This is a genomic window from Microlunatus sp. M237, assembly GCF_056896895.1.
Map to the genome: position 1 here is coordinate 710379 of NZ_JBXHBL010000001.1, position 22520 is coordinate 732898.

General features: G+C 70.5%; 26 protein-coding genes and 1 riboswitch. Of the genes, 4 read left to right on the forward strand and 22 right to left on the reverse strand.

Annotation, left to right across the window (positions count from 1 at the left end; all coding sequences use genetic code 11):
• Position 1: 1 nt before the first annotated feature.
• The 22 genes from rpmC to AC1XX3_RS03445 all read right to left on the reverse strand — a co-directional run bounded on the left by rpmC (position 2) and on the right by AC1XX3_RS03445 (position 17491).
• Entirely contained in the window at positions 2-253 is a 252-nt protein-coding gene (rpmC, locus tag AC1XX3_RS03340) for a 50S ribosomal protein L29 (RefSeq protein WP_483319658.1), read from the reverse strand.
• Positions 253-672, reverse strand: a complete 420-nt coding sequence (gene rplP, locus AC1XX3_RS03345; RefSeq protein ID WP_483319659.1) for a 50S ribosomal protein L16 — start codon at positions 670-672, stop codon at positions 253-255. Before rplP ends, rpmC begins: the two co-directional genes overlap by 1 nt.
• Positions 673-675: 3 nt before the next feature.
• Positions 676-1512, reverse strand: coding sequence for a 30S ribosomal protein S3 (gene rpsC, locus AC1XX3_RS03350; RefSeq protein ID WP_483319660.1), 837 nt, complete (start codon positions 1510-1512; stop codon positions 676-678).
• Positions 1513-1514: 2 nt separating this feature from the next.
• Entirely contained in the window at positions 1515-1919 is a 405-nt protein-coding gene (rplV, locus tag AC1XX3_RS03355; RefSeq protein WP_483319661.1) for a 50S ribosomal protein L22, read from the reverse strand.
• Between the two features lie 29 nt (positions 1920-1948).
• The gene (gene rpsS, locus AC1XX3_RS03360) at positions 1949-2230 is read right to left on the reverse strand and encodes a 30S ribosomal protein S19 (protein ID WP_483319662.1); all 282 of its coding nucleotides are present in this window, start codon (positions 2228-2230) and stop codon (positions 1949-1951) included.
• A gap of 18 nt (positions 2231-2248) precedes the next feature.
• Positions 2249-3085, reverse strand: a complete 837-nt coding sequence (gene rplB / locus AC1XX3_RS03365) for a 50S ribosomal protein L2 (RefSeq protein WP_483319663.1) — start codon at positions 3083-3085, stop codon at positions 2249-2251.
• 33 nt (positions 3086-3118) lie between these two features.
• The gene (gene rplW, locus AC1XX3_RS03370) at positions 3119-3430 is read right to left on the reverse strand and encodes a 50S ribosomal protein L23 (RefSeq protein WP_483319664.1); all 312 of its coding nucleotides are present in this window, start codon (positions 3428-3430) and stop codon (positions 3119-3121) included.
• Positions 3427-4155, reverse strand: coding sequence for a 50S ribosomal protein L4 (rplD, locus tag AC1XX3_RS03375; RefSeq protein ID WP_483319665.1), 729 nt, complete (start codon positions 4153-4155; stop codon positions 3427-3429). Before rplD ends, rplW begins: the two co-directional genes overlap by 4 nt.
• Positions 4152-4811 (reverse strand): 50S ribosomal protein L3, encoded by a 660-nt coding sequence (gene rplC, locus AC1XX3_RS03380; RefSeq protein WP_483320204.1) that lies wholly within the window; start codon positions 4809-4811, stop codon positions 4152-4154. Before rplC ends, rplD begins: the two co-directional genes overlap by 4 nt.
• Positions 4812-4822: 11 nt before the next feature.
• Complete coding sequence (gene rpsJ / locus AC1XX3_RS03385; RefSeq protein WP_012923688.1) at positions 4823-5131, reverse strand: 30S ribosomal protein S10; 309 nt, start codon at positions 5129-5131, stop codon at positions 4823-4825.
• A gap of 385 nt (positions 5132-5516) precedes the next feature.
• Positions 5517-6746, reverse strand: coding sequence for an MFS transporter (locus AC1XX3_RS03390; RefSeq protein WP_483319666.1), 1230 nt, complete (start codon positions 6744-6746; stop codon positions 5517-5519).
• Positions 6747-6830: 84 nt separating this feature from the next.
• Positions 6831-7454 carry a response regulator transcription factor gene (locus tag AC1XX3_RS03395; RefSeq protein ID WP_483319667.1) on the reverse strand — a complete coding sequence of 208 codons (624 nt, stop codon included), beginning with the start codon at positions 7452-7454 and terminating at the stop codon, positions 6831-6833.
• The gene (locus tag AC1XX3_RS03400; protein ID WP_483319668.1) at positions 7451-8779 is read right to left on the reverse strand and encodes a sensor histidine kinase; all 1329 of its coding nucleotides are present in this window, start codon (positions 8777-8779) and stop codon (positions 7451-7453) included. The genes AC1XX3_RS03395 and AC1XX3_RS03400 overlap by 4 nt, the downstream gene beginning before the upstream one ends.
• A 29-nt stretch (positions 8780-8808) precedes the next feature.
• Positions 8809-9615 (reverse strand): ABC transporter permease, encoded by an 807-nt coding sequence (locus AC1XX3_RS03405; RefSeq protein WP_483319669.1) that lies wholly within the window; start codon positions 9613-9615, stop codon positions 8809-8811.
• Positions 9612-10604, reverse strand: coding sequence for an ABC transporter ATP-binding protein (locus AC1XX3_RS03410; protein WP_483319670.1), 993 nt, complete (start codon positions 10602-10604; stop codon positions 9612-9614). Before AC1XX3_RS03410 ends, AC1XX3_RS03405 begins: the two co-directional genes overlap by 4 nt.
• Positions 10605-10748: 144 nt before the next feature.
• Positions 10749-11435 carry a response regulator transcription factor gene (locus AC1XX3_RS03415; RefSeq protein WP_483319671.1) on the reverse strand — a complete coding sequence of 229 codons (687 nt, stop codon included), beginning with the start codon at positions 11433-11435 and terminating at the stop codon, positions 10749-10751.
• Entirely contained in the window at positions 11432-12712 is a 1281-nt protein-coding gene (locus tag AC1XX3_RS03420; RefSeq protein ID WP_483319672.1) for a sensor histidine kinase, read from the reverse strand. The genes AC1XX3_RS03415 and AC1XX3_RS03420 overlap by 4 nt, the downstream gene beginning before the upstream one ends.
• A 39-nt stretch (positions 12713-12751) precedes the next feature.
• Positions 12752-14410: a hypothetical protein gene (locus AC1XX3_RS03425; RefSeq protein ID WP_483319673.1), complete on the reverse strand. Its 1659-nt coding sequence runs from the start codon at positions 14408-14410 to the stop codon at positions 12752-12754.
• Positions 14407-15360, reverse strand: coding sequence for an ABC transporter ATP-binding protein (locus AC1XX3_RS03430; RefSeq protein ID WP_483319674.1), 954 nt, complete (start codon positions 15358-15360; stop codon positions 14407-14409). The genes AC1XX3_RS03425 and AC1XX3_RS03430 overlap by 4 nt, the downstream gene beginning before the upstream one ends.
• 5 nt (positions 15361-15365) lie before the next feature.
• On the reverse strand, positions 15366-15731 hold the full coding sequence (locus tag AC1XX3_RS03435) for a hypothetical protein (RefSeq protein ID WP_483319675.1): 366 nt from the start codon (positions 15729-15731) through the stop codon (positions 15366-15368).
• A 202-nt stretch (positions 15732-15933) separates the two neighbouring features.
• On the reverse strand, positions 15934-16878 hold the full coding sequence (sigJ, locus tag AC1XX3_RS03440; RefSeq protein ID WP_483319676.1) for an RNA polymerase sigma factor SigJ: 945 nt from the start codon (positions 16876-16878) through the stop codon (positions 15934-15936).
• Between the two features lie 28 nt (positions 16879-16906).
• Positions 16907-17491: a carboxymuconolactone decarboxylase family protein gene (locus AC1XX3_RS03445; protein ID WP_483319677.1), complete on the reverse strand. Its 585-nt coding sequence runs from the start codon at positions 17489-17491 to the stop codon at positions 16907-16909.
• A gap of 137 nt (positions 17492-17628) precedes the next feature.
• Between AC1XX3_RS03445 and AC1XX3_RS03450 the strand changes: the two genes are divergently transcribed.
• From AC1XX3_RS03450 to AC1XX3_RS03465, 4 genes are all read left to right on the forward strand, one after another.
• Entirely contained in the window at positions 17629-19038 is a 1410-nt protein-coding gene (locus AC1XX3_RS03450; RefSeq protein ID WP_483319678.1) for a gamma-glutamyltransferase, read from the forward strand.
• A gap of 43 nt (positions 19039-19081) precedes the next feature.
• A riboswitch (cobalamin riboswitch) is annotated at positions 19082-19287 on the forward strand.
• Positions 19288-19349: 62 nt separating this feature from the next.
• Complete coding sequence (locus tag AC1XX3_RS03455) at positions 19350-20594, forward strand: ABC transporter substrate-binding protein (protein WP_483319679.1); 1245 nt, start codon at positions 19350-19352, stop codon at positions 20592-20594.
• On the forward strand, positions 20591-21622 hold the full coding sequence (locus AC1XX3_RS03460; RefSeq protein WP_483319680.1) for a FecCD family ABC transporter permease: 1032 nt from the start codon (positions 20591-20593) through the stop codon (positions 21620-21622). The genes AC1XX3_RS03455 and AC1XX3_RS03460 overlap by 4 nt, the downstream gene beginning before the upstream one ends.
• A complete protein-coding gene (locus AC1XX3_RS03465) occupies positions 21622-22440 on the forward strand; it encodes an ABC transporter ATP-binding protein (RefSeq protein WP_483319681.1) in 819 nt (272 codons plus the stop codon). Before AC1XX3_RS03460 ends, AC1XX3_RS03465 begins: the two co-directional genes overlap by 1 nt.
• The last annotated feature ends 80 nt before the right edge of the window (positions 22441-22520 follow it).

The window sequence follows — 22520 nt, forward strand, 5'->3', positions numbered from 1 at the left end:
TTCAGGCCTTCACTTCTTCAGCTGCATCTTCGAGGTCGGGGTCGTCCACGATGCCGAGGTTGCGCTCCTGCAGCACGGTGTAGATCCGCGCGATGTCCTTGCGGACCTCGCGGAGCCGGCTCGGCTTCGTGAGCTGGCCGGTGGCGGACTGGAAGCGCAGGTTGAACAGCTCTTCCTTCAACTCGACCACCTTGGTGTTGAGCTCGGCGCGGCTCAGGCCACGCAGCTCACCGGCGGATGCTGTCTTCGCCATCAGATCTCACCTGCTTCGCGCTTGATGAAGCGCGCCTTCATGGGCAACTTGTGGATTGCGAGCCGCATGGCCTCACGGGCCACTTCCTCGGTCACACCGGACAGCTCGAAGAGCACCCGGCCGGGCTTGATGTTCGCGATCCACCACTCGGGCGAACCTTTACCGGAACCCATCCGGGTCTCGGCAGGCTTCTTGGTCAGCGGGCGGTCGGGGTAGACGTTGATCCACACCTTTCCACCACGCTTGATGTGACGGGTCATCGCGATACGAGCCGACTCGATCTGTCGGTTCGTCAGGTACGTGGCTTCCAGGGACTGGATGCCGTAGTCGCCGAACGACAGGCTCGTGCCGCCCTTGGCAGCACCGCGACGGGTCGGGTGGTGCTGCTTGCGGAACTTCACACGACGGGGAACCAACATGACTCAGGCCTCCTGTGCTGCAGTCTCGGTTGCCGGTGCAGCCTCGGGCGCACCAGCGGTAGGAGCCTCGGCGGCGGCGTCGGCGCGACGCCGACCTCCGCGCTCCGGGCGAGCCGCGCCACGGTCGCCGCGCTCGGGACGACCGCCCCGGCTCGGACGACGGTTGCCGCCGGCTGCGTTGCGAGCGGCCTTCTGGGCAGCGCGCTCAGCGCGGGTGCCAGAGACGTCGCCCTTGTAGATCCAGACCTTCACGCCGATCCGGCCGAAGTTCGTCCGGGCCTCGTAGAAGCCGTAGTCGATGTCGGCGCGCAGCGTGTGCAGCGGGACGCGACCTTCGCGGTAGAACTCCGAACGGCTCATCTCAGCGCCACCCAGACGACCCGAGCACTGGATCCGGATGCCCTGGGCACCGGACCGCATCGCGGTCTGCTGAGCCTTGCGCATCGCGCGCCGGAAGGCCACGCGGGAGCCGAGCTGCTCGGCGACGCCCTGGGCGACCAGCTGCGCGTCGATCTCGGGGTTCTTCACCTCGAGGATGTTCAGCTGCACCTGCTTGCCGGTGAGCTTCTCCAGCTCGCCGCGCACGCGCTCCGCCTCGGCGCCGTTGCGGCCGATGACGATGCCCGGGCGGGCGGTGTAGATGTCGACGCGGACCCGGTCACGGGTGCGCTCGATCTCGACGCTGGAGATGCCGGCGCGCTCGAGGCCCTTGACCAGCAGCGCGCGGATCTTGACGTCCTCGCCCACGTAGGACGAGTAGAGCTTGTCGGCGTACCAACGGCTCTTGTGATCAGTGGTGATCCCGAGGCGGAAGCCATGAGGATTGATCTTCTGACCCATGCTCAGGCCTCCTTGTTCTCTTTGGGTTCCACGACGACCGTGATGTGGCTGGACCGCTTGAGGATGCGGCTCGCGCTGCCCTTGGCCCGCGGACGGATACGACGCATGGTCATGCCCTCGTCCACGAACGCCTGGGAGACGTAGAGCTCCTCGACGCGCAGGTTGTCGGTGGTCTGGGCGTTGGCCACGGCGCTGGCCAGGACCTTGTAGACCGGGTCACTCGCGGCCTGCGGGGCGAACTTGAGCGTGACCAGGGCGTCATTGACGTCCATCCCACGCACGAGGTCGATGACCCGGCGGGCCTTGGTCGGCGACACCCGGACCTGACGCGCAATGGCGTACGATCCGCGGCGGTCACCGAGCAGGTTCGAGCGACGGCTCGGCCGCGCCTTCTCTGAAGTACTCATGAATTCAAATCCCTTTCGCGCCCGCCGCCTCAGCGGCGGCGTGCCTTCCGGTCGTCCTTCTCGTGTCCACGGAAGGTGCGGGTCGGGGCGAACTCCCCCAGCTTGTGTCCCACCATGGAGTCGGTCACGAAGACCGGGACGTGCTTGCGACCGTCGTGCACGGCGATGGTGTGACCGATCATGTCGGGCACGATCATCGAACGGCGCGACCAGGTCTTGATCACGTTCTTCGTTCCCTTGGCGTTTTGAGCCTCGACCTTCTTGGCGAGGTGGTCATCAACGAAGGGACCCTTTTTCAGGCTGCGTGGCATGTTTCCTCAGGCTCCCGATCAGCGCTTCTTGCCGGACTTGCGACGGCGGATGATCTGGCGATTGCTCGCCTTGTTCTTGTTACGAGTGCGACCCTCGGCCTGGCCCCACGGAGAAACCGGGTGACGACCACCGGAGGTCTTGCCCTCACCACCACCGTGCGGGTGGTCGATCGGGTTCATGGCGACACCGCGGACGGTCGGGCGCTTGCCCTTCCAGCGGTTACGGCCGGCCTTGCCCCAGTTGATGTTGGACTGCTCGGCGTTGCCGACCTCCCCCACCGTGGCGCGGCAGCGGACGTCGACCAGGCGCATCTCGCCGGACGGCATCCGCAGTGTGGCGGTCTTGCCCTCACGGGCGACCAGCTGCACCGAGGCACCGGCCGAACGGCCGATCTTGGCGCCGCCGCCGGGACGCAGCTCCACGGCGTGCACCGTGGTGCCGACCGGGATGTTGCGCAGCGGCAGGTTGTTGCCGGGCTTGATGTCGGCGGACTCCCCCGACTCGACGACCGAGCCCTGACCCAGGCCCAGCGGCGCGATGATGTAGCGCTTCTCGCCGTCGGCGAAGTGCAGCAGAGCGATCCGCGCTGTGCGGTTCGGGTCGTACTCGATGTGAGCGACCTTGGCCGGGACGCCGTCCTTGTCGTAGCGACGGAAGTCGACCAGCCGGTAGGCCTGCTTGTGGCCACCGCCGATGTGACGCGTGGTGATCCGCCCGGTGTTGTTGCGGCCGCCGGTCTTGTTGCTCGGGACCAACAGCGACTTTTCCGGGGTGGACCGGGTCAGCTCGACGAAGTCGGCAACGCTGCTGCCACGACGGCCAGGCGTTGTCGGCTTGTACTTACGGATACCCATGTGAGGTCTAGTCCTTTATTCAGTCGTGCGCGCTCAGGCGCCCGGGGCGGCGAAGATGTCGATGCGCTCACCGTCGGCGACGGAGACGATCGCACGCTTGGTGTCGGGACGCTTCCCGAAACCGGCGCGCGTACGACGCTTCTTGCCCTGACGGTTGATGGTGTTCACACCGGTGACCTTGACCTTGAAGATGGCCTCGACGGCGATCTTGATCTCGGTCTTGTTGGCGTCGGGCGAGACGAGGAACGTGTACTTGTTCTCGTCCAGCAGCCCGTAGCTCTTCTCGCTCACCACGGGGGCGAGCAGGACGTCGCGGTGGTCACGGATCTTGAGTGCGTTGCTCACTTCGACTCCTCAGCAGCCAGCTCTTCGTTGGTGGGCTCGCTGCTCGCCTCGGCCTCGGTGCTGGTGGCAACCGCCTTGGCGGACTTGCCGGACACCGGTCCGTTGACGAAGGCGTCGAGCGCGGCGGCGGTGAAGACCACCTCGTCGTTCACGAGCACGTCATAGGCGTTCAGCTGGTCGACCGCGATGGCGTGCACCGAGATGACGTTGCGCAGGCTCAGCCAGGCGAGGTCCTCGTCACGGTGGATGACAACCAGCACCTTGGGGCTGGCGGTCGCGGCCGCGATCGCGGCGAGCGCGGTCTTGGTGGAGGGCACATCGCCGGCGACCAGGTCGCTGACCACGTGCACGAAACCGTCGCGGGCCCGGTCCGACAGCGCGCCACGCAGGGCGGCGGCGATCATCTTCTTGGGCGTCCGCTGGGCGTAGCCGTGCGGCTGCGGTCCGTGGACCACGCCACCGCCGACGTACTGGGGCGCACGGATCGAGCCCTGGCGGGCGCGGCCGGTGCCCTTCTGACGGTGCGGCTTGGTGCCACCGCCCCGCACCTCGGCACGGGTCTTGGTGGAGTGCGTGCCCTGACGGGCAGCGGCGAGCTGAGCCACGACGACCTGGTGGATCAGCGGGATGTTCGCGGTGACGTCGAAGAGCTCGGCGGGCAGCTCAGCGGAGCCGCTCTTGGTGCCCTGGGCGTCGAGGACGTCAACAGTGCGGGTCTCGCTCATGCTGCGTCTCCTTTCTTGGCGGCGCTGCGCAGCACGACCAGGCCACCCCGGGCGCCGGGGATGGCGCCCTTGATCAGGATGAGGCCGCGGTCGGCGTCGACAGCATGCACGGTGAGGTTCTGCACGGTGACGCGCTGGACACCCATCCGACCGGCCATCTTCATACCCTTGAAGACGCGACCGGGGGTGGCGCAGCCACCGATGGAGCCGGGCGAGCGGTGCTTGCGGTGCACACCGTGGCTGGCGCGCAGGCCGTGGAAGCCGTGGCGCTTCATGACGCCCGCGGTTCCCTTGCCCTTGCTGACGCCGGTCACGTCGAGCACTTCGGAGGCCTCGAACAGCTCAGCGCTGATCTCCTGGCCGAGGGTGTACTCGGACGCGTCGTTGGTCCGGATCTCGACCAGGTGCTTGCGCGGGGTCACGTCGGCGCTCTTGAACTGGCCGCCGTACGGGCGGGTGACCTTCTTGGCCTTGATCGCACCGAAGCCCAGCTGGACGGCGTTGTAGCCGTCGGAGTCGGGCGTGCGGACCTGGGTCACGACGCAGGGGCCGGCCTGGATGACGGTCACGGGGACGACGCGGTTGTTCTCGTCCCACAACTGGGTCATGCCGAGCTTGGTGCCCAGCAGCCCCTTCACTTTGCGTTCGCTCATGATTATCTGATCCCTCAGAGCTTGATCTCGATGTCGACACCAGCCGGCAGGTCGAGCCGCATCAGCGAGTCGACGGTCTTCGGCGTGGGGTCAATGATGTCAATGAGCCGCTTGTGCGTACGCATCTCGAAGTGCTCGCGGCTGTCCTTGTACTTGTGCGGAGAACGGATCACGCAGAACACGTTCTTCTCGGTCGGCAGCGGCACAGGGCCCGCAACCTTGGCACCCGTACGCGTCACCGTGTCGACGATCTTGCGCGCCGAGGAGTCGATGACCTCGTGGTCATAGGCCTTAAGCCTGATGCGGATCTTTTGTCCCGCCACAGTTCGTCCCTCTTCTCGTACTACCGGCTAATGTCTCGCAGTGCTCCGACCCCCGAGGTCGGGCGTGTCGCGCCTTCTGGACGCACACAGCCCACAGTTTCCTGTCAGGCCAGGGAGGCGCCCGGTTCTCAGGGAACCAGGCTTTCGGGAGTCTCGCGGTTCGGCGGCCCAGTCTTGACGACTGAACAGCCCGGCAGATCAACTGACCTGCACAGGCTGCACGGCACACCCCGGCGACTCCGTCGGAGCAACCCAAAGATTCTGTCAGAGTCCACCGGTCAGGGCAAATCGGTGATCTGCCTCGGCCGCATCCTCTGACACAACGTCCTCCAACTTAGCGGGGTGTCGGCGCGAGGTCGAATCCCGGGCGTGGCGCGGGCCGGATTCACCGGGGCCCCGGCCGGCGGATCAGCACTGCGGCACCGAGCACCGCCAGCCCGGCGACACTGGGCAGGGCCAGCGCGGCGGACACGGCGCCTCGGTCGATCAGCTGGCCGGCCAGCGCTGCACCGGCGGCGATACCCACCACCGTGGCGGTGGCGAGGATCGTCATCACCGTGGTCCCCCGCTCCGGCGGTGCCACCTGCTCGGCCAGGCCGTAGCCGCTGACCAGCACGGGTCCGACGGCGACGCCGAGGCCGAGGCACGCCACGGCCAGCCACACCGGACCGACCGCCACCGCGAGGCCGACACCGAGCAGGGTCAGCAGCGCGCCGCCGCCGAAGATGCGCGACCGCAACGCCACCCGGTCCGGGATCCGCGTGGTCAGCAGACCCGCGGCGGCGCTGCCGATCCCCAGAAAGGCGTACACGGCGCCCAGCAGCGCGCTCTGTCCGCGGACATCGAGGGCAGCGGCCAGTCCGGTCTGGGTGGAGCCGAAGACGATGCCGACCGCACCCACGGCGACGACGAGCGGCAGCAGCCGGCCAACCGGAAGCCGTGCGGGGATGGCGGTGTCGGTGCCCCCTCGGGCGCCGCCGGGGAGCGCCGTCGAATGCAGCGCGAAGCCGACCTGTCCGGCCAGGCCGATCACCAGAGCGACGGCCAGCCCGGTGCCGGGACCGAGCAGACCCGCGAGGGTGCCGACCAGCACCGGCCCGACGACGAAGGAGACCTCGTCGGCCGCGCCCTCGTAGGCCATGGCGGTCGACACGAACCGGGGCCGGTCCGCCCGGGACCGAGCCACCGACACCCAGCGTGCCCGCGCGAGCGAACCGATCTGGGCGCTGCTGACCCCGATCAGCGCGGCGAGGACCAGGAGCAGGCCGAGCTCGGGTCGTCGACCACCGATCGCCAGCAGCAAGCCCAGCCAGCCCGCGCCGACGACCGCGGTGACCAGACCCACCCGGCGGTGCCCGTAGCGGTCGGCCAAGACGCCGACCGCGGGCCCGCCGACGGCCCCGCCGAGACTGAGGGCGGCGACGACCAGGCCGCCGACACCGAACGAACCGGTGATGTCGCTGACGTAGAGCAGCAGTCCGATCGGCAGCATCGCCCCGGGCAGCCGGGCCACCAGGGCCAGCGGCAGGAAGCTCCGGCCGGTGGCCGCGGGAAGGGCAGCGAAGGAGGTACGTTCGCCGGCGAGGTCAGGCCGGTCGGTGGTCGGGGTCGTCATGGTCGGTGCTCCTGAGGGTGCGCGTCATCGGCGCACTCCCCACCACCAGCGCGCCCGTCGTACCCTTTACGGACGCCATTCTAATCAGGTCAACCAACCGTTTTCCGTCGCCAGGCGGACGGCCTCGGCCCGCGAGGCGGCACCCAGCTTGCCCATCGCGGCGGACAGGTGGTTGCGGACGGTGCCCTCGGACAAGAACAACGCGGCGGCCACCGAAGCGGTGGAGCCACCCCGTCCGGCCGCCGACAGCACCTCCCGCTCCCGGTCGGTCAGCGGACAGGAGCCGATGCTCAGGCTGTCGGCGGCGAGGGCGGGGTCGACGACCCGCAGACCGCGATGCACCCGGCGGATCCCCTCCACCAGCTGCTCGGCCGGCGCGTCCTTCACCATGAAGCCCACCGCGCCGGACTCCATCGCCCGCCGGAGATAGCCCGGGCGACCGAAGGTGGTCAGCACGATGACCCGGATCCCCGGGTGCGCCCGGGTGATGGCTGCGGTGGCGGTGATGCCGTCGTCGCCGGACCCGTCCGGCCCGGGCATCTGTATGTCCATCAGGACCACGTCAGGGCGGTGCTCCGCAGCGAGCAGCACCGCCGACCGGGCGTCCGCGGCCTTGCCGACCACGGTGATGTCCGGTTCGAGCTCGAGCAGCGCGGCGAACGCCTCGCGGATGAGTGCCTGATCGTCGGCCAGCAGCACGCGGATCATTCCAGCACCCCCGGCCGCAGGCCCGCGGCTTCGCTGTCTGCCGGTCGAGTGGCTGCCGGGCGGCGGCCGCGATCTGGCACCGCGGCTCCTGGCCGGCTGCCGCGATCTGGCACCGCGGCGACCCGGGCCCGGAGTACCACCCCACCTGCGGGACCGGGCTGGACCTCCAGCACGCCCCCGGCTTCGGCCATCCGCGCGGCCAGGCCCCGCAACCCGGTGCCGTCCGAGCGGGCCGCGTCCGCTGCTGCCCCGGCGGGAGTGAGGTCGGGGGCCGAGGCCAGGCCGACCCCGTCGTCGGTCACCACCACCTCAGCGGGGTTGACCGTGATGGTGCAGGTGGTGGCAGCGGAATGGCGCACCACGTTGGTCACCGCCTCCCGGACGACATAACCGAACAGCTCGCTCCTCTCGGGTGGCATCGGCTCGATCGCCGTCGGGGTCCGGGCCTCGATGCCGGCCGCCATCAGCACCGAACGCGCGCCGGCGATCTCGGTGGCCACCCTCAGCTCGCGGATGGCTGACGCGGTGGCACGGACATCGGCCAGCGCCTGCCGCGCGATCTCCTCCACTTCGACGATCTGGTCTCTGGCCGCGATGGGGTCGTGGTCCACCAGCTTGCGGGCCAGTCCCGACTTGATCGAGATGGCGGTCAGCGAGTGACCCAGGATGTCGTGCAGATCACGGCCGATCCGCTCGCGTTCGGCCGCCACCGCCAGCACCGACACCCGTTGCTCGGCCCGGTCCAGCCGACGCGCCACCCGTCCGCTGTAGATCCCACCGCCGGTCGACATCCCAACCGCGATGCCGATCAGGCCCATCGCGGCAGGGACCCAGTCCCCCAGCCAACCGGCCACCACCAGCAATACCCCGCCCCACAGCGGGATGGCGATCCGGGCCTGTCGCCAGGGCATCATCATGGCCAGCTGGATGGCGACGTAGACCCCGAAGTTCACCCATCCCCAGCCGCTGTAGGTGCCGGTCAGGGCGAGCAGAGCCACGAAACCGGTGAGGTAGCACCACCGCGCCCATAGCGGGCTGTCGCACATCCAGGCAGTTCCGACATACACGGCCGCGATCGCGCCCACGAGCACGATCCGGCCGGCCAGCTGGATCCCGCTGGGTGAGCCGGCAGTCAGCGGCTCGATGGCGAAGATGAGGAAGATCAACCCGAGCCCGTAGACCCAGATCATGTTCTGACGGGCGCGGCGCCAGGTGAACGGCGGCGCCGCGTCCGGTCCGACGTACGACCCCGGCGCGGCGTCGGGGTCCTCGTCGTCCTCTCGGCGGAGCGGGGCGAACAAGGCCCCGAAGGCGGTTCTGGCCATCTCGTCCTCCGTCTGCGCCGACCTCGGGCTCAGCGCTTGCTGGTCGCCGCTGCCCGACGATAACCCAGGGCCCCGATCACCGTCAGCGCCACCGACCAGGCCAGCAGCACCCCGACCCCGGTCCACGGGAAAGCCGCACCGGGCAGGAACGGATAGCGGCCCAGCTCGGCCAGCCAGAAGGACGGCAGGGTGTGGGCGATGCCGCGCATCGCGTCGGGCATGATCTGCACCGGGAACCAGAGGCCACCCAGCATGGCGAGCACCAGCAACAGCAAGGTGGTGACTCCCTGCACCGCTTCGGCCTTGACCCAGAGCCCGATGGTGACACCCAGAATCGTCATCGGGATCAGCGCGAGCCACATCAGTGCCAGCGCCGCCAGCCAGCTGAGGACCGGTGCCCGGACGCCGCCGACCACGAACCCGGCAGCGAAGACCAGCACCAGCGCGGGCAGGACCAGCACCATGATCACCGCGGCCTTGGCCAGCAGGAACGACTGAGCCGGCAGTCGGGTGATCATCAGCTGCCGGAACCAGCCGGAGCGCCGCTCCACCGCCAGCTGGGCGCCACCACTCATGGCCGCGCCGAGCGAACCGTACGCCGCCATCGAAGCCATGTAGATGGCGGCCCAGTTGACTCCGCTGCCGTCGTCCGCGCCGCCGAACATCTTGTCGAACAGCACATAGAGCACCACCGGCATGCCGATGGAGAAGATCAAGAAGCTGATGTTCTTGGCCGACAGCCGTACTGAGTGGAGGGTGTAGTGCAGCGCGGCCGGCATCGTCGCCGCGGCACTCGTGTGCCGACGGGTGGTCGGTGTCGTCGTTGCGGTGGTCATTGGTCGCTCCCGTTCGAGGTGAGGGCAAGGAAGGCTTCTTCGAGGTTGGCCGAGGTCACTTCGAGGTCACTGACCCCGGGGAACTGAGCCAACAGGGCACGGAGCGTGGCGTCGGAGTCATTGCTATGGATCAGCAGCCGCGAACGCTGTTCGCCCACGCCCACGACGCCGGGCAGGGTCTGCACCGCCGCCCGGTCCAGGCCGGCGTTGCTACAGCTCACCGTCCGGCCAGCGACTCGACCCTTGATCTCGGCGCCGGTGCCGTCGGCGACGACCCGACCGGAAGCCAGCACGACGACCCGGTCGGCGACCTGGTCGGCCTCCTCGAGGTAGTGGGTGGCGAACAGCACCGTCTTGCCGCCGCCGGTGAAGTCGCGCATCGAAGCCCAGAAGCTGCGGCGGATCTCCACATCCATGGCCACGGTCGGCTCATCGAGGATCAGCAGGTCCGGGTCGGGCAGGATGGCGAGCGCGTAGCGCAGCCGCTGGGCCTGACCGCCGGACAGCTTGTCGGTCGCCGTCGTGGTGAAGTCGGCGATTCCGGCCCGCTCGACCACCTCGGCGATCGAGAGCGGATGGGCGTGCAGCCCTTGCATCAGCCGCAGCACGTCCATCGTGGTCGTCTCCTGCAGCAGGGCACCGCCCTGCAGCATGGCGCCGACGCGGCCGGACCGCACGGCGGCGTGCGGCTCGAGCCCGAAGACGCGGACGGTCCCGCTGTCGGGCCTGGCCATCCCGAGGATCATTTCGTTCGTGGTGGACTTTCCTGCCCCGTTGGGGCCGAGGAAGGCCACGATCTCGCCGGGGGCGACGGTGAGGTCGAGGCCGCGGACGGCCTGCACCGACCCGTAGGACTTGGTGAGTCCCTTCAACGCGATCGCGGGCACCGCGGTCTCGGCCGAGGGGTCCGACCCCGAGGTCACCGGATCGGTCCGTACGGGAGTCTGGTTCGACGGCGCAGGCGCCGTCCCGATCTGCTTCGCTGTCATGCTTCCAGCGTGTGGGAGCCGACCGGTGAGTGTGTAGCGCCGTTGTCAGGACCTGACCATGACAGGTGTCAGGGGTGTCAGGGGACGCCGGCCGCTTGCCGCCGTCGTCACTGGAACGTTCAGGCGCGCACCGCGATACGCCGGTCAGATGTCGTGCTCGCCTTGGAGGTACGTGAGGACGGCGAGGACGCGACGGTGGTGGTCGGCGGTTGGTGGAAGGTCGAGTTTGTCGAACAGGCTGCGGATGTGCTTGGCGACGGTGGCTTCGGTGACGACGAGTTCAGCGGCGATGGCGGCGTTGGATCGGCCCTGGGCCATCAGTGCGAGGGTCTCTCGTTCCCGCGCGGTGAGCCGGGTGAGGGGGTCGCGGCGGCGTGACAGCAGGCGTCGGACGACCTCGGGGTCGATAACGGTGCCGCCACTGCGCACGTCGTGCAGGGCGGCGACGAGGGCACGGACATCGCTGACCCGGTCTTTGAGCAGATAGCCGATTCCGCTGCCCCCGGTGGTGAGGAGCTCGGCGGCGTAGGTCTGCTCCACGTACTGGCTGAGCACCACCACCGGCTGGCCGGGGTGGCGGCGCCGGATCTCCAGGGCCGCGCGCAGCCCTTCGTCGCGGAAGCCGGGCGGCATCCGCACGTCGGTCAGGACCAGGTCCGGACGGTGCTGAGCTACCGCGTGGAGGAGCTCGGGTGCGTTCCCGGCGGCGGCGAGGACGGTGAAGTCGAAGCGCTCGAGCACTCCGGCCAGTCCCTCGCGCAGCAGCGCGTTGTCCTCGGCGAGCACGATCGTGGCCGGCTCGGCAGACGTGGTCGGGGTGGGTGACCTCATGAGGAGAGTTCTCCGATGGCGTTGCGGTGGAGAGGGATGGTCGCGGAAACCTTGGTGGGGCCACCGGGTGGGCTGGCGAGGCTCAGCCGGCCACCGACGACCGAGACCCGGTCGCCGAGACCCGCTAGGCCGGTCCCTCGATCGGGGTCGACGCCGCCCACCCCGTCGTCGACGATCTCGAGCTCGAGGACGTTATCGACCAGGTGGACTCCGACGCTGACCTGGGTGGCGCCGCTGTGCTTGGCCGCGTTGGTCAGGGCCTCGGCGAGAACGAAGTACGCCGCGCTCTCCACGCTGGGCGGCAGCCGGCCGGGCAGGTCGACAACATCGTTCACGGGTAGGGCTGACCGGTCGGCGAGGTCGCGTACCGCCGCGGGCAAGCCCAGCTCGGTCAGGACCGGGGGGTGGATGCCGTGGATGAGTTCGCGAAGTCCGGTGATGGTGGCGGTCGCTTGGTCGTGCGCCTGCCGCACCAGGCGCGCAGCCTCCGCGTTCGGGCTGCCCTCCAGCTCGATCCGGGCCAGGTCCAAGGTCATGGCCAGCGTGACCAGCTGCTGTTGCGCGCCGTCGTGCAGATCCCGTTCGATGCGTCGCCGCTCGACATCGAACGCGTCGATCAGCCGCAGTCGGGAACGGGTCAGGTCCGTGACCTGCTGGCGCAGCTCCTCGCCCCGAGGACCCAGCAGCGCCCGGGCCAGTCGTGCGTGGCCGCTGGCGAGGGCGGTGACGGCGTAGGCGCCGCCGAGCATGGCCACGGCGCCGGCGCCTGCGGTGATCCACGCCCGCGTCGGTGTGGTGAGGGTGACCGGGCCCAGGGCCAGCGGACCGTCGTCGATCAGCAGCGGTGCCGCGAGCAGCACCGGCGCGAGGGCACACATCCCCACGACCAGGACGTCGACGGGGCTGAGGGCGACGCTGATCACGGCATGCCCGACCTCGCGCCAGGTGGCGGGTTCTCCCAGGCGAGCCCGTGCGCCGGCTAGGGCGGCTGCCTGCTCACGGCTGCGGTGAGGGTCGGGCACCGGGCGTCGACGCAGCAAGGTGACGGCCCGCCGCTGCAGCGGGGCGGTCAGGGCGGCGAGTATGAGGTAGGTCCCACCGACCGGCACGCCGACCGTGAGCAACGTACGCCAGCCCGCGGCCGCGGTCAGGGCCACCGTGCCCGCGACCACCGCCGGCAACGATGTGCTGACCAGCAGGTACGCCAGCGCCCGCCAGGGTTGCGAGGTCCACGGCAGCCGCCATGCCTGCTCGGGCCAGCCGGATTCCGGTCTCACCTGCGCGACGCTACAGCCCCGTGACAGGGGAGTCTGTCCTCACGCCCGCGCCTGTCGTCGTGCCCACCGGTTCGGCAGCGTCGACCCGCGGGCACGCACCGTGTCGACGCCCACCGCCATGGTCAGCAGGCTGGCGGCGGTCACCGCCACCACCACCGACGGCGGGCCGCCAGGTAGCCCATCTACCCGCACCGCGCCCAGGTAGTCGACCCCGGCGACCCCGTTGACGACGAGGTACCACAGCAGCAGGTAGCCGACCTGGAAGCTGCGGTGGGTACGGGTGAGCACCCCCAACGCCAGCGCCAGCGACGGGATGAACAGGACACTCGCGGCCCAGGCGCTGACACCTGAGCCGTCGCCCGTGAGCAGCATCGCCAGACCGGGGCCGGCGCTGACCACGACCGTGAGGACGGTCCCGGATGCCCATTCGGCCAGCCGCCGCCGCCGCGGCCGCGGGTAGGCATGCAGCAGCCCTTCGACGCCGTTCTCGAACCGCTGGGTGCCCAGCCGGGACCACACCAGCACCGGCCACACCGCGGTGGCCAGCAGCGCCACCGAAACCGTATCGGCTGGCAAGACCAGCGCTGTGACGTTCAGGACCGCCACCACCACCCACCACCACCAGGAGACCCCTTGGACCAGGATCCGCAGCTCACCGCCGAGCAGGCCGGCGGAACCGCCGCGGGCCCGCGACCGGCCGCCCATCGGCACCGCCGAGCTCGCAGTCTGAGGGCCCGGCCGAGGATCGACACCACGGCCGCCGATGGCGGCCGGGGCATCCAGAATCGGCTGACCGGGCGTCTCGGCCCCACCGGGGGACGCCGGTCGCGACCACCGCTGCTGCTGGGCGGGGTCGAAGCGGTGGAACCACACAGCCGGCAGCAGTGCGGCCACAGTGGCGATCACGACCAGGCCGGCCCGGCTGAGCAGGAAGCCCGCGGAGAAATCGGCTCCGTCCCAGGTGAAGACCTGCAATGGGGCGTCTTGGTAGGTCAGGCCCAAGCTGAACTGCCGCCCTTCGATGTCGACGCCCTGCGCCTGCAGCGCGTCGGCCATCGACTCGGTAGCAGCCCCGACCCCGAGGCCGCCCAGCGGCGCCGACGGGGACTGTCCGGCGATCGCGGTAACGGTGGCGACGGCTAGCCATCCCACGTTGCCCAGCCCACCGCGCAGCACCGGGGTGGTCTCGAACAGCACCGCCATCGCCGCGGTGACCACGAGCAGCGGCAGGGCCACCACCACGAACGGTGCTAGCAGTGCGAGAGGATCCACCACCTTCGACTCCCCGCGGGCCAGCTGGATCACCACGGCGGTGACCGCGACGACGGCCGCCATGGAGCCCAGAGCCATGATGTTGCTCAGCCACTTGGCTGCCAGATAGGCCGGGGCGGGAAGCGGACTGGCTGCGAGCAGCTGACCGACCCGGGTGCTTTCGTCGCGGGCGACGGCGCTGCGCACGACGTAGAAGCCGCCGAGACTCAGCCACAGGGCGCTGGCCAGTGCGGTCGCGACGCCGATGTAGGCGCTGTTGTAAGCCCCTCGGTAGCCCCCGACATCCAGGATCGTCCACCTGGCGTCCCCGGCGGGCGCCGCCAGGTATGCGAGCGCGACCGCGACCAACAGGGTGACCGCGTACGCCGGTCGGCGGGCCCGGTCACGGAAGTCCCCGACCGCCAAAGACCACAGCCGCACCGTCACCGCACGCCCCCTTGCGGGCGGGAGAACGGCCCGAAACCGGTCTGGCCGCCGGTGGCAGCCTCGGGTGTTGTGCGCGGCGCAGAGGTGGTGATGGCGAGGTAGGCGTCCTCCAGGTCCGGAGCGACGAGCACCGCGTCAGCGGCCGGCGGCACGGGTGAGAGGACGCGCAGCCGGACCCCGTCAGCCGTGCGCATCATCCGGGTGATCGGGTATCCGGCTCGCGCACCGGTGACGTCGTGCGGGGCGACCACCACGTCCCACACCTGGCCGGCGACTTCGTGGAGGAGGTCGTTCGGGGCGCTGCGCCGTAGCAGCCGACCCTGGGCGACCACCGCGATGTCTGCGGCTACAGACTCCACGTCGGAGACGATGTGGGTGGACAGCACCACCACCCGGTCGGTGGCCAGGTCGCTGAGCAGGTTGCGGAACCGTACCCGCTCCTCGGGGTCCAGGCCGGCTGTGGGTTCGTCGACGATGATCACCTTGGGGTCACCGAGCAGGGCTTGAGCGATGCCGACCCGCCGCAGCATCCCCCCGGAGTAGCCACCCAGGGGACGCTTCAGGTCACGGTCGAGGTTCACCAGCTCAAGCAGCTGCCCTATCTGGGCCCGCGACGACCGGGCCGATAGCCCCTTCGCGGCCGCCAGATAGGACAGGAACTCCCGCGCGGTCAGGTTCGGGTACACCCCGAAGTCCTGCGGCAGGTAGCCCAGGCTCCGGCGCAGCGCCTCAGGGTGCGCCGCGGCGTCGGTGCCGTCGAAGACCACCCGGCCGGTGGTGGGGCGGGTCACTGTCGCAGCGATCCGCATCAAGGTCGACTTGCCTGCACCGTTGGGGCCGAGCAGCCCGAGCAGCCCAGGACCGATGCTCAGCGTGACCGCATCGATGGCCCGATGGCCGCCGCGGTAGACCTTGCTGACCTCGACCAACTCCAGCCGGGGTCTGGTCAAGGCGTTCACGAGCCGCGAAGTTCGGTGGGCTCGCCGTCGCGGAGCACCCGAACTCCTGATGGCACCTCGACCCGGAAGCGGGCGTCGCAGTTGGCAAAGCCGCTGCAGTCCGCGCGCAGGTCCAGCACCGAGTCGTTCAGGGTCCAGCTCAGCGTGACGCCGGTGGCGCCCTTGGCGTCGAACCAGCGGGTCACCTTGACGTCATGCTGATCGGCGGCGACCAGGTCGGTCGCAGTGTCGTGGGACCGCACGTTCAACGTTGGTCCGTCAAAGGCGAACGTGGTGGTTTCCGGCTCGGCGTCCTCAATTGAGGCGCACCCACCCAGCGCGATAGACATCGCCAGCACGGCGAAGACCGGGGCTGCCACCATCCTCGACCGTGAGGGGGTGCTCGGGGTCAGCGGTGAACGAGATCCAGCGGCACCAGCTGAGCGCCGCCGCAAGTGGAAGAGTGTCATGGCATCAACACTGGGCGACTTCCGAGCGACCGCCCAGCACCCCTGGGCCACTCCTGAGGGGAGCCCTAGCACTACCTCGCGACGTGCGGGAGGAGAGCTCAGGACAGCATCGCCGTCAGCCGGGTGGCTGCTGGGACGCCGTCAGCTTGTCCGGATTGCGGATCAGGTAGATCTCGCGCACCCTGGCGTCGTCGAGCACCAGCAGCCCGACCGTGTCGAGCTTGTCAGCCAGATAGATGCCCAGCGCGGGCTGTCCGTTGACCGTGATCGCCTCGTAGTGCGTCCCCGGCTCGGGGTGGGCCAGCAAGCTGGTGAACAACCGGACGATCTTGTCGGCGCCGGAGATCGGGCGCAGCGCAGCCGACCGCTTGCCTCCCCCGTCGCTGGTCAGCACCACGTCGGGAGCGAGCAGCGCAATCAGCGGGGCGACCGACCCGTTCTGCACCGCGGCTAGGAACTGCGCGGTGACGGCGGCGTGGGTGGCCTCGTCGACCGGGCGGGCGGGTCCGCGCGCCTGCACGTGGGACCGGGCGCGGTGCGCCAGCTGGCGTACCGCCGGCTCGGTCCGCCCCACGGTGGCGGCGATGTCGGCGAACGGGAGGTCGAACACGTCCCGCAACACGAAGACCGCGCGTTCGAGGGGCGACAGGCTGGAGAGCACGACCACCATGGCCAACGACACCGACTCGGCCAGCTCGACCACCTCAGCCGGGTCGCCGGGGCGCGGCGTGCCCGGGCCGACGATGGCCAGCGGCTCGGGCAGCCAGTCACCCACGTAGCTTTCACGGCGACGCTGGACGTCGCGGACCCGGTTGAGCGCCAGCCGCGTGGTGGCCCGCAGCAGATAGGCCCGAGGGTTGCGCACTCCGGCCAGATCAACCTCCGCCCAGCGCAGCCAGCACTCCTGGACCGTGTCCTCAGCGTCGGCGACGGTGCCGAGGATCCGGTATGCCGCACCGACCAGGCTCGGGCGATGGGCCACAAAAAGGTCGGCGTGATCGGCCGCCACGTCGCCGCCGTCGTTGTCGCCGCTGCGCGCCGCGTCGCCACCAGACGTCATGGCCACCACCTTGTCACGGCGCCGGCGATCAGGATGACTGCAGGCGCGAAGCCGGCTCAGGTGCCTCGAACGGCAGCGCGCACGCGTCGCTGAAGCCCTGGCTGGACAGACCGAGTGCGGCGTTGGTGCGTGACCGGGAGTTCTCCAGAGCCACCATCGCGGTGAGCTCGACCAGCTGGGCGTCATCGAGGTGGCCGCGCAGCTGGTCCACCAACTCGTCGGTGACCGTCGGCGGGGTCTGTGTCATCGCGACCGCGTATTCGATCACCAGCCGCTCCCGCTCACTCAGATCCGCCGACTCGCGCCACCGGGTCACCTCGCGCAGCCGCCGCGGGTCGACCCCGGCGTTGGTCGACTCCCAGTAACCGAAGTCCAGACACCAGCTGCAGCCGATCTCCCTGGCCGCGGCCATCACCGCCATCGCCCGCAGCGTCGGGTCCAGGGCCCGCCAGCGCGCCACCCGTGACTCGTGAGCCAGCATCGCGAACAGCACCCTCCGGTTGTGCATCGCGGCAAGCCCGGGCTCGAGCACCTGACCGTAGCGACGGCGGCTGTAGGCCTCCATCAGCCTCACCAGCGGGGTACGAGGGTGGGTGAGCGAAATCCTGGCCATGGCGGTTCTCCTTGGTGCGGTCGGCGGGTTTCGTGCACAGACAAGACACCAGCCGCCGGCGCTGTGTGACATCGGCACCGGCTGCCGCCCGGCGAACGGGACCCGATCGCCGCGCCGGTGGCCTCTAGCCTGGGCGCATGTCGATCGCGCCCGGAGTCGCCGCGGGGCACCCCGTCACGGCCGAGGCGGGTGTAGCGGTGCTGCAGGCCGGTGGCAGTGCGGCCGACGCCGCGGTGGCGATGATGCTGGTGAGCTGCGCCGCGGAGACGCTGTTCACCGGGCTCGCCGGGGGTGGCTTCGCGACCTACTACGACGCCGCCAGCCGGCGGGCGACCTGCGTCGACTTCTTCGTGGCCGTTCCCGGCCTGGACGGTCGGCGGCCCGGCCCCGGCGTCCCCATCGAGGTGTCCTTCGTCGGCCAGCCGGTCCCCTACGACATCGGCCCGTCCACCGTCGCGGTGCCCGGCGTACCGGCCGGGGCGCGGCACGTGTGGCGACGCTGGGGTCGGCTCCGCTGGGCCGACGTGGTCGCCCCCGCTGTGGCCGCCTCGTACGGCACGCCCTTCCCCGACGCGCACGCCAGGTTGCTGCCCAGCATCGCGGCGGCGATGACGGCGGGCGAGGGCGACCGGGTCTTCCGCCGCCCGGACGGCGCACTGCTGCGAGCCGGCGACCGGCTGGCGCACCATGATCAGCCGCGTGCGTTCGAGCTGCTCGCCGAGAACTGGGAGTCCTTCTATCGTGGGGACTACGCCGACACGATGATCACGGCTGTCGGCAACGGTGGCAGCCTCGGCCATGCCGACCTGCGGGCGTACCGGGTGATCGAGTCGACCCCACGGACCGTCAGCGCCTACGACCATCGGGTCGCCGCGCGCGGAAATGATCTTGACGACGTGCTCGGTACGCTCGCCGCCGCAGCCGCCACCGTGGCTGCCGATCCATGCACCGACCCGGCCGCCGCAGCGGCCCTGGTGACGGCACTGCGCGCACCGGACCGGCGGGCCGAGACGACCAACGTCGTGGCGGTCGACGCCGACGGCAACGGCTGTGCCCTGACCACCAGCCTCGGGCTCGGCTCGGGGGTCTACGTCGCCGGTTACGGCGTCCACCTGAACTCCATGCTGGGCGAGGGCGAGCTGGTGCGCCGGGCGCTACCGGCCGGCGCCCGGATGGGCTCGATGATGTCGCCGCTGGTGGTGACCGACGGCGACGGCCGGCTGGTGCTCGCGGCCGGCGCCGCCGGTGGCAGCCGGATCCGTCCCGCGCTGGTGCAGAGCGTCCTGCGGGTGCTGGCCGGGGCCACCCCGCAGCAGGCGATCGACGCACCGCGACTGACCGCGTTGCCGGGTCTGGTCAGGCTGGAGCCGGGCTTCACGCGCGAGGTCACCACAGCCCTGCAGGGCGTGGGCGAGCAGGTGCTGGTGGCCGAGCAGCGCGACCCGTACTTCGGTGGGGTGTCGGCAGTCGGGATCGGTGGCGGTGGGGCTGACCCACGGCGCAGCGGCGCGGTCCGGCTGCTGCCCGCACCGGGGGCGCAGGCCTGAGAGCGGGGCCGGCGAGGGTCGCCGGGCCCGTCTCCGGCGGTGTTAGAGTGAGGCCGCCACGGGACAAGGGAACTCGGTGAGAGTCCGAGACTGCCCCGCAGCGGTATGTGGGAACGACCACTGTCATCAAGCACTGGATCACCGCGACCTGTTCACGCAGGTCGAGGCTCTGGGAAGCGACAGTCAGTAGGCCTCGGCTCTGCCGACCTGCCCACGAGTCCGAAGACCTGCCTGTGGTGCACCGACCGCCCGGTCAGTGCTCGTCCGTGGGTCCCCCTGGGTCCCACCGCGGTCTCGAGGGAAGGCCCCGCATGAATGCGCCTCTGTTCCACCCTGCCCATCTGCTGCCGTCCGCGGCCGGGTCCAGCCGGTCACGCCCACTGCTGGCGGCGCTGCTGGCCACGCTGCTGCTGCTCGTCGGCTGCTCCTCCGGAAGCGGTATGGCATCGTCATCGACGCCACCCGCGACCGACGGCTGCATCATCGACTTCGACGCCGAGCGTGACTACTATCCCGACAAGCTGACGTTGACGCACGCCGACAACTTCACGCTGTCCTACCACCGCTCGTACGTGGTGCTGACGGTGAAAGAGCCGGTGGTCGGCGGCGGTCCGGAGAGCTATGTGCTGGTGCGCTGCGGTGCGCCGAAGCCCGCGCTGACCGGCGACCTGACCTCAGCCCCGGTGGTGACCACCCCGGTGCAGAGCCTGTTCTCCGCCTCGACCACCCATCTGCCGAGCCTGGAGGCGTTGGACCGGCTGTCGGTGATCACTGGCGTGGCGTCCAAACCGCTGATCTCCTCGGCCGCGGCCCGGGAGCGGGCCAACACCGCCGAGGTCGTCGAGTTCGCCGCCGCTGGTGCAGCCGACGCGGAGAAGATCGTCGCCGCCAAGCCCGACGCGTTGGTCACGGCCGGCTATGACGACCCGGCGTACGCGACGGCGAAGAGCGCCGGCATCCCGGTGCTGGCCGACGCGGAGTTCCTGGAGGCCGAACCGCTCGGGCGAGCCGAGTGGATCAAGTACTTCGGCGCGCTGACCAACACCGAGCGCCAGGCCACGACGACGTTCGAGGCGATCGCCGGCGACTACGCCAAGGCCGTGGCGGTGGCCGTCAAGGCCAGTCCCGTCGACGTTGTCCTCAGCCAGCCCTACACCGGCGAGTGGTCGATGCCGGCCGGCGGCAGCTATGCCGGCCGGCTCGTCACCGACGCCCGGGGGCGCTGGCCGTGGCAGGCCGACCCGTCGACCGGAGCGATCAGCACCGACCTGGAGACGGTCTACGCCCGGTCCGGCCGCAGCGCCACCTGGATCACGTCCGCCAACTGGCGGACCAAGGCCGAGGCGCTGGCCGAGGAGTCACGGTTCGCGCAGTTCACCGCCTTCCGCACCGGGACGGTATGGGCGCCGAGCCGCCAGCTGAGCGAGACCGGCGGCAACAACTATTTCGAGCTGGGCACCCTGCGGCCCGACCTGATCGTCGCCGACCTGCTCGCCATCTTGCACCCCGAGCTGGTCCCCAACCACGAGTTCACCTTCTACCAGCAGCTGACGTGAGACCGGCGGTGGTGCTGTCCGCGTTGTGTGTGGCGGCGGCGGGGCTGATCCTTCTCGCGTTCGCTGTCGGTTCGGTCCACATCGGAGCCCGTGACGTCGGGGCGTATCTGCTGTCCGGCGACGCTGGTGACCCGACCTCGACGGTGCTGCTGCGCGAGATCCGGGTGCCCCGGGTGGCCACCGCCGCGCTCGCCGGCGCAGGGCTCGCGGTGGCCGGGCTGATGATGCAGACCTTGTTCGGCAACCCGCTCGCCGACCCGTACATCCTGGGGGTGTCCAGTGGTGCCGGGCTGGGCGTCGCGGTGGTGACCCTCGGCACGTCGGCCACCACCGCCGGCTTCGTGGCCGTGGTCGGCACCGGCCGGCTGAGCGTGCTGCTCGCGGCAGCCCTGGGCTCGGCGGCCGTCCTGCTGCTCATTCTGCTGCTCGGCCGGTGGGTCCGCTCGGTGGTGACCCTGCTGGTGGTCGGGGTGATGGTCTCCTCGGCCATCGGGGCGGTGGTGTCGCTGCTGCTGGCCTTCGCCGACCCCGCCCGGTTGCAGCGTTACGTGCTCTGGGGCCTCGGCTCGTTCGGCGGGGTCACCCGGAGCGACCTGGTGGTGCTGACGCCCGTCGTCGGCGCCGGCGTCGCCGCCGCGTTCCTGCTCGGCCGCCCGCTCAACGCCCTGCTGCTGGGTGAGCGGTACGCCGCCTCGATGGGCGTCCGGGTGGGGATGGTCCGGGTGGCGGTGGTGGTGGCCACCTCGGTGATCGCCGGGTCGGTCACCGCCTACTGCGGACCGATCGCCTTTCTCGGCGTGGCCGTGCCACACCTGGCCCGCCTGGTGCTCGGCACCTCCGACCACCGGGTGCTGCTGCCGGGCTCCGTCCTGACCGGCGTCGTCGTCGCTGTGGCGTGCGCGATCATCGCGCAGCTGCCGGGCGCCGACGCCGTGCTGCCGATCAACGTCGTGTCGGCTCTGGTCGGCGCACCGGTCGTGGTCGCGGTGTTGCTGCGGTCACGGCGACTCGCCGCCGGGGCGGTGTGATGGGGTCCGGGCTCGAGCTTCGCGACGTGGCGGTCGGCTACGGCCGGTCCGGGTCGAGCGTACGTCGCCACCACAGTGGCGCCTCGGTCATCGTCGGCGGCGTGACAGCAGTCGCGCGGCGCGGTGAGGTGACCTCGCTGCTCGGACCGAACGGTGCCGGCAAGTCGACCCTGCTGCGCTCGGTGATGGGGCTGCAGCTGCTGCTCGCGGGAGCGGCGCTGCTGGACGGGACCGACCTCGGCCGGCTGTCCGGCCGCGACCGTGCCCTGCGTACCGCCGTGGTGCTGACCGACCGCGTCGACGCGGGCCTGCTGACCGGTCGCGAGGTCGCCGAGCTCGGCCGCCACCCCCACCGCGGTCTGGGCAGCCGGCTGACGCCGGCCGAGCACCGGCTGGTCACCGAGATGCTGCACCGGGTGCACGCCAGCGAGCTGGCTGAGCAGCGGTTCGCCGAGCTGTCGGACGGCCAGCGGCAGCGGGTGCTGCTCGCCCGCGCGCTGGTGCAGGAGCCGGAGCTGCTGGTGCTGGACGAGCCCAGCGCGTTCCTCGACGTTGGCGCCCGGGTCGACCTGATGGAGCTGCTCCGTCGGCTGGCCGTCGAGCGCAACATGGTGGTCGTGCTGTCGACCCACGAGGTGGAGCTGGCGCTGCGGACAGCGGACGCTCTGTGGCTGATCGACCGACCCCGCCTGGTCGCCGGCCCACCCGAGGAGCTGATCGCCGGCGGTGAGCTGGGCCGGGTCTTCGACACCCCCACCACCCACTTCGACCCGACCACCAGGACCTTCCAGCTGCGCCGGACCGCGCCCGCGGGGTGAGCGGCCTGGTCGACCGGGCCGCCGTACGCAACCGCGGTTCTTCGGCTGGGCTGACGCCCGGCCCGACCCATTCCCTTCCC